The sequence below is a fragment of the Micromonospora sp. NPDC050695 genome (assembly GCF_040654415.1).
GTDB lineage: Bacteria > Actinomycetota > Actinomycetes > Mycobacteriales > Micromonosporaceae > Micromonospora.
The window spans coordinates 1-11499 of record NZ_JBFAHZ010000091.1; the positions used below are offsets into that span (position 1 = coordinate 1).

Annotated in this window: 8 protein-coding genes and 2 pseudogenes; 6 read left to right on the forward strand and 4 right to left on the reverse strand. The window is 72.9% G+C overall.

The features are described from left to right. A pseudogene (locus AB0H52_RS30810) lies at positions 1 to 235 on the reverse strand (transposase); the annotation flags it as partial. Next, a pseudogene (locus AB0H52_RS30815) lies at positions 228 to 515 on the reverse strand (hypothetical protein); the annotation flags it as partial. The pseudogenes AB0H52_RS30810 and AB0H52_RS30815, both read right to left, overlap by 8 nt. Positions 516 to 1055: 540 nt before the next feature. On the opposite strand from AB0H52_RS30815, the gene AB0H52_RS30820 reads away from it, so the two are divergent. From AB0H52_RS30820 to AB0H52_RS30845, 6 genes are all read left to right on the forward strand, one after another. Next, positions 1056 to 2624, forward strand: a complete 1569-nt coding sequence (locus AB0H52_RS30820) for a TIGR02677 family protein (protein ID WP_151492958.1) — start codon at positions 1056 to 1058, stop codon at positions 2622 to 2624. Continuing rightward, entirely contained in the window at positions 2621 to 4012 is a 1392-nt protein-coding gene (locus AB0H52_RS30825) for a DUF2398 family protein (RefSeq protein ID WP_151492957.1), read from the forward strand. Before AB0H52_RS30820 ends, AB0H52_RS30825 begins: the two co-directional genes overlap by 4 nt. A gap of 11 nt (positions 4013 to 4023) precedes the next feature. Further along, positions 4024 to 8148: a TIGR02680 family protein gene (locus AB0H52_RS30830; RefSeq protein ID WP_357951779.1), complete on the forward strand. Its 4125-nt coding sequence runs from the start codon at positions 4024 to 4026 to the stop codon at positions 8146 to 8148. Beyond that, the gene (locus AB0H52_RS30835) at positions 8145 to 9431 is read left to right on the forward strand and encodes a TIGR02679 family protein (RefSeq protein ID WP_357951781.1); all 1287 of its coding nucleotides are present in this window, start codon (positions 8145 to 8147) and stop codon (positions 9429 to 9431) included. Before AB0H52_RS30830 ends, AB0H52_RS30835 begins: the two co-directional genes overlap by 4 nt. Before the next feature lie 259 nt (positions 9432 to 9690). Beyond that, positions 9691 to 10257, forward strand: a complete 567-nt coding sequence (locus tag AB0H52_RS30840) for a hypothetical protein (protein WP_151492983.1) — start codon at positions 9691 to 9693, stop codon at positions 10255 to 10257. A gap of 2 nt (positions 10258 to 10259) precedes the next feature. Then, the gene (locus AB0H52_RS30845; RefSeq protein WP_357951783.1) at positions 10260 to 10943 is read left to right on the forward strand and encodes a nucleotidyl transferase AbiEii/AbiGii toxin family protein; all 684 of its coding nucleotides are present in this window, start codon (positions 10260 to 10262) and stop codon (positions 10941 to 10943) included. Between the two features lie 77 nt (positions 10944 to 11020). Here AB0H52_RS30845 and AB0H52_RS30850 read toward each other — a convergent pair whose 3' ends face one another. Together AB0H52_RS30850 and AB0H52_RS30855 are read right to left on the reverse strand one after the other, a co-directional pair. Continuing rightward, positions 11021 to 11281, reverse strand: coding sequence for a superoxide dismutase (locus AB0H52_RS30850; protein ID WP_151492982.1), 261 nt, complete (start codon positions 11279 to 11281; stop codon positions 11021 to 11023). 5 nt (positions 11282 to 11286) lie between these two features. Next, positions 11287 to 11400, reverse strand: a complete 114-nt coding sequence (locus tag AB0H52_RS30855; RefSeq protein ID WP_357951786.1) for a Fe-Mn family superoxide dismutase — start codon at positions 11398 to 11400, stop codon at positions 11287 to 11289. Positions 11401 to 11499: the final 99 nt, after the last annotated feature.

The following is an 11499-nucleotide window of genomic DNA, read 5'->3' on the forward strand; positions in this document are numbered from 1 at the left end:
TCCCGAGGATGTCGCGGTGCCCGTCGACGGTGACCGCCATGACCACGTAGATCGGCCGGTTCGCGACCTGCCCGTCCCGGATCTTCACGTTGATGACATCGATGAACACCACCGGATACACCCTGTCGAGGGGCCGGTTCTGCCACTCGACCATCCCGTCCATCACCTTGTCGGTGATCGTGGAGATCGTCTGCTTCGACACCTCGGCGCCGTACACCTCGGCCAAGTGCGTCGATCCACCCGGCGCCGTCCGGTGGCGGGGTGGGTGGCGGCAGGTCGAGTAGATCAATCTTCTGCCGGTGGCGGCCTCGGGCGCAGACCGCGACGATGCTGTCCGCGGTCAGGTCGACCTTGCGCACGGTCACCTCGACGCCGAGGACGGTGGTGGTGAACGGCACCGCCAGATGCTCCTCGATCATGGTGAACAGGCCGGCGAGCTGCTCGTCGTCGCCGTACGCGTCGACCGTGGCTTCCTCAATCATCGCCTCCAGCGCGGCGTTGCCCTTCGATGCCATCGGCGGAGGATAGCGGACCGGTGTCGGGGTGCTCGAAGCCCGATCCGCGAGGATGGTCGGCATGAGTTCGGTGGCCGAGTTCGTCGATCTTCAGCGGGAGGTGGAGCGGTTACGGGCGCATGACGCCCGACTGGCACGTCTGCTGGACCTGCGCGGCGAGGACACCACCGCGGCACCGGAGCAGTTTCGCACCGGTGGAGCCGCCGGGCCTGGTCACCATGGCTTCGCCGACTCGGGACAAGCTGGCGTTGTTCGCCGACCGGTTCCGGGTCGACCTGTACGCCGTGCGGCGCAAGAACAGGCCCACTTGAAGATCCGAAGGTACAGCCGGACAGCTCGCGTACATGGCCAGCCTGTCCGATCTCGGGGCTACCGGTCGCGCCGGCCAGGGCTGCGGGTCACAGCGCCTACCCAGGCGCAGCAGCTCTGGACGCAGGTTCCACGATCACCTCGGAGACCGCCGGTGCCCCGCGCGCCTCGCTGCCCTTCGAGACCGGGTGGGTAGGGTGGGTAGCCGTTCGCGTCCTGGGGAGGAGAACGATGACCGCGCAGCCATCCCGACCCACGTTCGGTTTGGACGACTTCGGGCTGGACGACCGGATGCGGCTGTTCGGTTACGTCACGGCGGAGAACCGGTTCGCCTACCTGTGGCTGCTGCGCGCGTTCGACTCGGCGCGGTCCAGCTACCACGTGGTGCTGCACACCTCCGACGTGGCCGCCGCGCTGGCGGGGCTGCACGAGACGAACGCCGACTGCCCGGACCCGGCTGGGCTGGAGTTGCCGCGGCTGCTCGACGCCCTGGTGGAGTGGGGGGTACTCGACCGGGGGCAGGACGGTTCCCGGGCCACCACGCTGGCGGAGTACCGCAACCGGCACTCGGTATACCAGTTCACCGAGGCCGGATACCGGGCGCACCGGGCGGTGGAGGCGGTGTTGTCGGCGAGCATGGACGACTCGACGCTGTCCCGGCTGGTCTTCGCCGACCTGCTGGCGGACCTCAATGCGCTCGCTGCGGCCAATGAGGCCGGGGATGCCGAGGAGGTCTACCGCAAGTTCAACCGGTTGGACCGGGCGTTGGCCGACATCGCCGAGCGGGCGGCGCGTTTCTATCACATGTTGGGCGACCTGGGCCGGACCAACGACGTGCGGCCGGAGGTGTTCCTCGCCCACAAGGACGCCCTGCTGGCTCACCTGCGGGACTTCCACGACGAGTTGCAGCGGTACACGCCCCGGCTGCGCGCGGCGGTGCACGAGGTCGAGGCGACCGGGCTGGACCGGCTGATCGAGGCCGCCGCCGAGGCCGACGAGCGGCTGTTCCACACCCCGGTGCAGCGGCTGGAGGACTGGCGGCGGCGCTGGGCGGGGCTGCGGTCCTGGTTGGCGCCGCCGGGCCCGGAGCAGCCCAGCGAGGCGGACCGGTTGTCGGACGCCACCATCGCCGCGATCGGTGACGTCCTGGCCCTGCTGCGCCGGGTCACCGAGGCGCGACGTGGCGGGGTCAGCCGGGAGTCGCAGTTGCGGCACCTGGCCGCGTGGTTCACCCACACCGGCACCCAGGAGGCCGCGCACGCCCTCTTCGACGTCGTGTTCGGCCTCGGCGCTCCGCGCCACGCCGGGGTGGCGCACCCGGATCCGGAGGCGATCGCCAGCCGGCTGTCGTGGTGGGAGGCGCCGGCGGTGGAGTTGTCCCGCACCCTGGTGACCACCGGCCGGGCACCGGGTCAGGGTCGGGGACGGCCGGCCCGGCTGGACCGGGTCGACGAGCGCCGGCACCGGCTGCGCGGCGATCAGCTGGCCCGGGAGCGGCGGTTGGCCGACGCGGCGACGGTGCTGGCCGGCGTGGGCGTCGACGATCACCAGTTGGATCGGTCGCAGACCCAGGTCCTGCTGCGTCTGCTCGACATCGCCCTCGCCGCTCGGGTGGGTGGGCGAGCCGGGGTGCCGCTGGCGGCCGCCGCGCACGGAGTGCGGCTGACCCTCACCCCGGCGCCGGGCCGGTTCACCACGGTGCGCACCGCCGAGGGCCGGCTGCATCTGGACGGGTACGCGTTGACGGTCACCGCCGCGCAGCACACCGCGGTCCGCCGTCCCGAGCTGGTGCCGGCGTGACCACGGAATCCAGCGCTCCCCGGCCCGCGGTCCACCGGTTCGCCGTCGACGTTCCGGAGTGGGAGTTGGCCGACTACCAGCGGGCGGTCCGGCTGGTCCTGCGCCATCCGCTGATCACGGCGACCTGGCCGGACGAGCGGGCGCTGCCCCGGGTGCGGCGGTTCGCCGCCACCCTGCGCCGGGATCTCGCCGAGGCGTTCGGCTATCGGCTGGAGCTGCACGGTTCCACGGCCCGGCTGGTGCGGGCGAAGGACCGGCTCGACGGCACCCAGCCGGCGGTGTCGCGCACCGGGCGGCCGTTCGACCGGCAGCGCTACGCGTACCTGTCGTTGTGCCTGGCGGTGCTGGGCCGCGCCGGGATCCAGATCACCCTCAGCGAGTTGGCCGACTCGGTGGCCGGCGACGCGAACCGGATCACCGGCCTGGGGTTGGATCCGGACCACGGCCCGGACCGGCGGGCGTTCGTGGACGCGGTCGGCTGGCTGGAGGAGCGGGGTGTGCTGCGGCTGGCCGACGGCTCCAGCGCCGCCTGGGCCAGTGACCCGGGGGCCGGGGAGGCGCTGTACGACGTGGCGCGGGACGTGGTGTTCGCGCTGTTCCGGCCAACCCGGGTGCTGCAGCACGTCGAGTCGGTGTCGGCGCTGCTGGACCGGGCGTTGGGCAGCAGCGGCAACGCCGAGCGCCGGCAGGCGGCCCAGGCGGCCCGGCGGGCGGTGGTGGAGTCGCCGGTCGTCTACCACGTCGACGTCGAGCTGGCGGTCGCCAACCATCTGCGCGGCTCCGCGTTCGCCGCTGACCTGGCCCGGCTGACCGGGCTGCGGGTGGAGCGGCGGGCCGAGGGCGTGCTGCTGGTGGACACCAGCGGGTTCACCGTGGAGCGGTTCCCGGGCACCGGTTCGGTGGCGCAGGCCGCGGTGCTGCTGGCGGTGGAGATGGCCGACCGGGTTGCCGATCCCGACGGCCGCCGGGTCAAGCGGCTGACCCCGCCTGACGGGCACGCCCGGCAGCAGGCGCTGGCGGGCCACATCGACGCCGGCCTGCCCACGGCCACCCTGGTGCGCCTCGACGACGCCGGTCCGGACAAGCATCGGGCCGTCGAGGGCGAGACCGGCCACGACGAGGCCGACCACGCCGAACGCTTGCCGTTCATCACCGACAGCTTCCTGCGTACCGCCGTCGGGGAGATTCTCCAGCGGTACGGGACCGCGTTCGGAGCCCAATGGCACGCCGACCAGGAGCGGCTGCGCGGCGAGGCGGTCGCGCTGCTGGAACGGTTCGGCGCGGTCACCGCCGTGCCGGGCGGGGTGCTCGTCCGGCCGCTGGTAGGCCGCTACCGCCACACCGTCGCCACGGTCAAGCCCCGAGCCACCACCGAGACCCTGTTCTAAGGAAGTCGATCGTGATCGAGCAACGCGCCGTGCGCCGCTTCGCTCCCACCCGGGCCGGGATCATCAATCTCTGGGACTACCGGGACGAGGAGTTCAGCTTCGTCGACGGGTGGCTGGTGCTACGCGGGCCCAACGGTTCCGGCAAGACCAAGGCGCTTGAGGTGCTCTTTCCGTTCGTCCTCGACGGGCGGATCGAACCGCGCCGGCTCAACCCGTTCGCCAGCGAGGACCGGACGATGAAGTCGAACCTGCTCTACCGTGGGCAGGAGGTCACCCACGCGTACGTGTGGATGGAGTTCGGCGACGGCGAGCGGTACGTGACCGTCGGCATCGGGTTGCGGGCGCACCGGCACGTCGACCGGGTCACCCGCTGGCACTTCGTCGTCGACGGCCGGGTCGGGGTGGACTTCTCGCTGCTGGACGCCGACGACCGGCCGCTGACCCGCCGCGATCTGATCGACCGGCTGGGCGCCGAGGCGGTGCGGGACTCGGCGGAGGACTACCGGCAGCTCGTCGACGGACGGCTGTTCGGTCTCGGCCCGGCCCGCTACGAGCAACTGCTGGACCTGGTGCTGACCCTGCGCAAGCCGCAACTGGCCAAGGACCTCAACCCGGTCGAGTTGTCCCGCACGCTGCAACGAGGGCTGCGCCCGGTCGAGGACCACCTGCTGGTGGAGGCCGCCCGCTCGTTCGACGACATGGAGGCGGTCGCCCGTACCCTCGAAGGGCTGGTGGCGGCGGACGCCGCGACGGCTGCGTTCCTGACGGTCTACTCGACCTATCTGCGGACCCACGCGCGGGCGGCCGCCGACGCCCTGACCGCCCGCCGCGACGCGGTCGCCACCCGGTCGACCGCACTCGACGACGCCCGGCACACGGCCGACGCGGCGGCCGAGGCGGAGTCTGCGGCGGGCGAGCGGCTGCGGGCCGTCGAGGGCGAGCCCGGACGGCTGCGCGCCCACCTTGACAGTCTGAAGACGTCGGCGGCATATCATTCCCACGAGCAGCTCGCCGACCTGCAACGGCACGTTCACGACCTGGCTGAGGCGGCCGGGCGGGCCGACGAGGCCGTTGTCGCCGAGGAGAGCACGGTGGTGCGGCGGCGCACCGAATGGGAACGGGCGACGGTCGCGGCTCGGGACACGAGGACGGCGGTCGACCGGCTCGCCGCCGATCTCCTGCTCGACGCCGAGGCGGCCGGGATCACCTGGAGCGCCGACGACGCCGCCCCGGATGACCTGGCGGCCCGGATCACCGCCCGGGCCGCCGCCCGCAGCGACGACGTGCGCGCCGTCCGCGCGCAGGTGGCGCGGCACGACCAGGCCGACCGGGACCACGCCTGGGCCGCCGCCGACGCGGCCGGCGCCACGGCCGCCGCCGACGACGCCGAGCAGGCCGAGCGGCGCGCCGAGGACGCCGTCGCGCAGGCCCGCGCCCGGCTGCGCGCCCAGCTCGAGCAGTGGGCGCAGGGCAACGCCGGGCTGCTGGCCGACATCGCGCACCCCGACCTGGCGGTTGTGCTGGCCGCCGTCGTGGACACCACCGGCGAGCCGGGCGCGCGGACCCTGCGCGAGGTGTACGCCGACGCCACGGCCACCGCGGTGACCCAGCGGCGGGACCGGCTCGCGGCGCTGGCGGCGCAGCGGGCGGCGCTGGCCGACCGGCGGGCCGAGGTGGCCGCCGAACGGGACCGGATCGCCGCCGAGCACGACGACGCCCCACCCGCCCCGGCGACCCGGCCCGCGCCGCGCGCCGGCCGGCCCGGCGCGCCGCTGTGGCGACTGGTCCGCTTCGCCGACGGGGTGACCGGCCAGGACGCGGCGGCCGTCGAGGCGGCGCTGCACGCCGCCGGGCTGCTGGACGCCTGGCTGCACCCCGACCCCGGGACCGCGACGGCCGCGCTGGCCGGCGACGACCTCGACGGCTACCTGCTGCCACTGCCGCCGCACCGGCGGCCCACCGGGGCCACCCTCACCGACGTGCTGGCCCCCGAGGAACAGGACGCCGTGCCCGCCGCGCGAATCACCGAGGTACTCACCTCGGTGGCGCTTGCCGACGTGACCACGCCCGACGCCGCGCCGGTCACCATCGGCGTGGACGGCCGGTACGCCCAGGGCATCGCCGCCGGACGGTTCGCCAAGGCCTCCTGCGAGTACATCGGCGCGACCGCCCGGGCCACCCGCCGCGCCGCCCGCGTCACCGAGTGCGAGCGGCTGCTGATCATCATCGACGCCGACCTCGACGCGGTGGACCGCGACCGGGCGTCCATCGAGGCGCTGCTGGCCGCGGTGGATGCGGCCGCCACGCACCTGCCGGCACCCGCACCGGTCCACACGGCGCTGCGCGAGCTGGACCGGGCCGTCGCGACGCTGGGCGCCCGGCAGGAGGCCAGCGCGGCCGCCGCCGCCCGCCTCGACCAGGCCCTGGCCGAGCGGGCCGCCGCCGCGGCCGCGCTGCGGCGGAGCACGGCGGAGCGGTCACTGCCGGTCGATCGGCTCGACGACACCGCCGAAGCGGTGAGCCGCTTCGAGAAGCGAGGGGTACGCCTGGAGGGCGCGCGGACAGTCGCCGCGCGCGCCGCTGAGCAGGAGGAGCAGGCCCGGCAACGGTGCGACGAGGCAGTCGACCGGTTCGCCGCCGCACAGGACACGGCGCGTGCGGCCTTCTCTCGGCACCAGGAGAAGGCGGAGGCGTACCGGACGTTGCGCGCCAGCGTGGGCGCCGACGCGGAACGGGTGCTGGCCGACGTGGCCCGGACCGCCGACGCGATCATCGAGGCGGAGCAGACAGTCGAGCGGGACCGTACCGCACTCGGCACCGCCCGGGAGCGGCGTGCCGCCGCGCTGACCCGGGTTGAGCTGGGCGAGCAGGCCCTGGTCGCCGCCGTCGCCGAGGCGCAGCACGACGCCCAGCGGCTGCGCCCGTACGCCCAGCCGGACCTGCTGGGCCTGCTGCGCTGCCCCACCGACCTGCGCTGGCCGGCACAGAACCCGGACGACGAGCTACATCCGCAGGTGGCGGCCCTGCACGAGGCGATTCTCGCCGCCACTCGGGAGCTCAGCCCCACCGAGACGTCGCTGAAGCAGAGCGCCACCCGGCTCACTACCGCGCTTACCGAGCTCCAGGCGCAACTTCCCGCCGCCGGCCTCGACCACCGACCCGAGTGGGACACCGACGACGGGGTGATCGTGGTCCGGGTCGCAGACGAGCAGGGCCTCACTCCCGTCGCCCACTTCGCCGAGCGGATCGCCCGCGAGCGCCGCGACCAGGAGCAATTGCTCACCGACTCCGAGCAGCGGGTGCTGGAGGACGCCCTGCTCGGGCAACTCGCCCGGCAGATCCACCACCGCACCATCGAGGCCCGCGACCTGGTGGCCGCGATGGACGGCCAGATGCGGGCCCGCCGGATGTCTTCGGGGCTCACCGTGGGCGTCGGCTGGCGGCTCGCCGACGACCTCGACGCTGAGCAACGCGAAGTCTGCAAACTGCTCGAACGCGACCCGGCCCGGCTCGGTCCGGCCCAGCTCACCGCCATGCGCCGGCACTTCGCCGCCCGGATCAAGACGGCGCGGGCCGCCGCGCCCGAACGGCCCTACCGGGAACTGCTCGGCGACGTCCTCGACTACCGGCAGTGGCGGACGTTCGCGTTCACCCTGCACCGGCCCGGCGGCGGCGCGGAGGCGCTGACCCGGGCCCGACACAGCCAGCTCTCCGGCGGCGAACAGTCGGTCTCGCTGCACCTGCCGCTGTTCGCCGCCGCCAACGCGCTCTTCGGATCGGCCCGACCTGACGCACCGCGGCTGCTCGGCCTCGACGAGGCGTTCGCCGGCGTGGACGACACCGGCCGGGGTGAGCTGATGGCCTTGGCGAAACAGTTCGACCTGGACCTGTTCATGACCGGCTACGACCTCTGGGCCACCCACCCGGCGGTCAGCGGTGCCGCACACTACGACCTGTCGCACTCCGCCGTGGAACACGCCGTGTCGACCGTGTTGCTGGTCTGGGACGGCACGACCAACATCGCCGACTTCGACGGAACCCTGGCCCGTGCGCTGGGCTCCCCGGAGACCCGCCGCGCCCTCGGTGTTCGCGACGAACCCGAGCGGGCCGGCGTGCTGCTCGACCTCACCGAATGACCGACGGGCACGGCGAACGGCCGTCGGATCGGGCCGCCGCACACCCGTCGCTGGTGCCGGCCGAGCGGGATCGGCCGGGCGGTCCGGCGGATCTCGTCGAGCAGCCCGGCTGGCGGAGATTGCTGGTGGCCGCCCGGCGCAGCCTGGAACGCAGCGGTGGCCGGCTCGACACCACCGTGACGCTTTCCACCCCCACCGGCGACGAACGTCTCGTGATCATCGGCATCACCGGCACCCACCGCTCCGCCGCAGCGGCACGCCTCAGCATCCGACTGAGCGACCTGGACGAGCACCTACGCGCCGCGCACGGAATCGGCCTGATCGACGTGCTCACCACGACGGCCCCGCTGCGCAACCGACCGTCCGACCTCAAACGCGAGGCGGTGGCCCGCGACGCCGTCCTCGCCGCGGCCCATGAGGGTCGGCACGCCGGCACCGCCTGGTACGCCGAGTGGCTCGACGGGCTGCGCCGCGACGGCACCCTGACCCGCATCGTCCGCGCCGGACTGCCGTTCGAGGATGTGGTCCGCGTCCTGGACGCGCTGCCCGCGGCCGACGAACCGATTCCGGTCTTCGCCGACCGGGTGCTGGACGACACAAAGGCCCTCACCGACGGGCCGCTGCGCGGGCTCGTCCTCCGTGCCGTCGCCATCTGGCAGCATGCGGCGCTCCCGGTCGACGGCGAGCGGGAACGGGCGTTGTGGGAATCGGTTGGTCTGGTCCCGGACGACCTCGCCAGCCAGGTGCTGGTGCTCAACGTACGGGCCACCGGCGGGCTGGTCGGGCGGTGGCTGACGGAGGCCGCGCAGGCGGGTGTGCCGATGCGGGTGACCCTGCACCAACTGCGCCTGGCACCGCTCACACTGGACTGCGACGAGGTGTACGTCTGCGAGAACCCCGCGGTGCTGCGCGCGGCCACCACAACGCTCGGTGCCCAGGCCCCACCGCTGATCTGCACCGAAGGAGTGCCGTCGGTCGCCGTCCACACACTGCTCGGCGCCGCTCACGGAGCGGCGATCCGGTGGCGCAACGACTTCGACTGGACCGGCGTACGACTGACTGCGGCGGCTCTCCAGCGGTATCGGGGCGCGGTGCCGTGGCGGATGACCGCGGCTGACTACCTGCCGAGGGCGGGCACCGGCACGGCACTGATCGGTACGCCCACCCGGACACCGTGGGACGAGTCGCTGGGCGAGTCGATGCGGCGGACCGGCCGCGCGGTGATGGAGGAACGGCTGCTCGACCTGCTGATCGCCGACCTGCGCGTGACCGGAGCCGGGTAACGGCTGGCAGGAGTTGAGCAACCTGCTGGATGCCGTAGGTCGAACGCCGCAGGCCCGCGTATCGAACACGGATGTATCCGCAGATCGAAAGAGCGCCTCCTCGCAGATCGAACGTGCGCTGGTTGAGTAGACAGGTCATCGACGAGGTACGACTCGCTCCGGAACCACTGCTGGCCATCAAGGCAGCCGTCGGTGAGGACCCGCGTCCGAATGACAGTGAAGCCAAGCATGCTTGGCCTAGCGTAGTAGGCTGACAGGTATGAGCCGGTTCTCCGAGGACGAACTGCACGCGGTTGTCTCCCGGTACGAGGCGACGCGGGCGGCTGCGTTGACCGAGCGGGACGAGCAGCTACGGGCGTTTCACGCGGCCGGCTGGCGGCCGGTGGATCTGCAGCGGGTAACCGGATACAGCCGAGAGACCATCCGTCAGGCGCTCCGACCAGAGGTTCGACGGGCAACCAACCTCAACCGGCGCCGAACATCACCCCAGCCGCCGGCGGACTACCGGCCCTACGGTGACCGGAAGCCCTACGTGGTGGCCGAAACCCTGGCCGCACTGCACGGCCCGACCGAGGGCACGGTGACGCTTCCGCGTCACCTCGACTGGTCCGGGCACGCCGAATACCACCTTGAACGGCCCGCCCGCCTGGCCAGCATGTACAAGGTGGTCCTCACCGAGGCCAGCACCGTCGAGGATCTGCACACCTGGCTCGACGCCGATCTCCTCCGGCGGCTCTGGCCCACCCTGTGGCTGCCATCCCAACTCCGCCGACGCTGGGAGGACGCCTTCCCCGAACTCGCCGCGACCCGCAGCAACGCGGCGTAGTGGTGGACCCCTTCCACGAACGCCTCGCCCGCACCGGCCTCGCGGCGGCCGATCGATACGGCTTCGCGCTGGCCGGCGGCTACGCGGTCGAGGCAGCCGGGCTTGTCGAGCGGCCCAGCGAGGACGTCGACCTGTTCACCGCGTGGGACCGCCGCGACGAGTTCACCGCCGCGGTCGCCGCCGTCGTAAACGCCTACCGAGACGACGGCCTCACCGTCGAGACCGAGCGGCAGTACGACACCTTCGCCCGGCTCGCAGTCACCGATGGCGCGCGGGTTTCCAAGGTCGAACTCGGCGTGGACTGGCGTGCCAACGAACCGATCCTCATGGCGATCGGACCCGTACTCCACCCCGACGACGCGGTCGCCAACAAGATGAGCGCACTCTACGGACGAGCGTTCGCCCGGGACTTCATCGACATCGACGCCACGCTCCGATCCGGCCGCTACACCCGCGACGCCCTCCTCACCCTCGCCCAACGCGCCGACCGCGGCTTCGACCCGCGCATCTTCGCCGACGCCCTCGGACAAGCCGCCCGGCTCGACCCCGACGACTTCGCCCAGTACGGCGTCACCGGCCCAGCGCTGGACGATCTCCGAAGCCGGTTCGCCGAATGGCGCCGTGAACTGTTCCGCGAGGAGGAAGCCGTCAAGGATGACCCAGCTCTCGACTCGCGGGAGCAGTAGGCCGGCACACGAGGCAGGAAGCGGAAGCCCGCAGGTCATCAGCCGGCGAACACCGGCGGCGCGCGGGCTGTCGCCGGTCAGGCAGGCGGGGGCGGCGGTGTGGCCGCCACGAGCAAGGTGAGTTCCCGGACGAGGTCGTCCAATGACTGACCGGTCTGGGCGCGGACCAGGCCGAGAGCGAGGTCGGCAAGCAAATAGAAGCCAAGGGTGCGGGCCTGTTCGGTGTCGAACGAGGCCAGCAGCGCCTCCGCACCGGCGAGATCACCGCGGTCGCGAGCGGCGATGACCCCGGCGGCGCGTTGCACGAGGTCGGCGGCGACCGGAACCGGACCGGTCACGCCGGTCAGAGCTTCGGGCTCGTGGCGCGGGCGGCGTCGAAGCGGGCGGTCACGTCGGCCCAGTCGACGAGGTTCCACAGCCGGTCGACGTAGTCCGGGCGTACGTTGCGGTACTGCAGGTAGTGGGACTGTACAAATAACGGCTGATCGACCGATCAAGGGAGAGACGCCAGATGACGACCGAGACGACCGTGGGACAGCCGGCCGCCGAGCCGGTG

What these genes read in the sequence shown, in the direction of transcription:
- AB0H52_RS30820 (WP_151492958.1), top strand. Translation starts at nt 1,056, where the DNA reads ATGACCGCGCAGCCATCCCGACCCACGTTCGGTTTGGACGACTTCGGG.
- AB0H52_RS30840 (WP_151492983.1), top strand. Translation starts at nt 9,691, where the DNA reads ATGAGCCGGTTCTCCGAGGACGAACTGCACGCGGTTGTCTCCCGGTAC.
- AB0H52_RS30835 (WP_357951781.1), top strand. Translation starts at nt 8,145, where the DNA reads ATGACCGACGGGCACGGCGAACGGCCGTCGGATCGGGCCGCCGCACAC.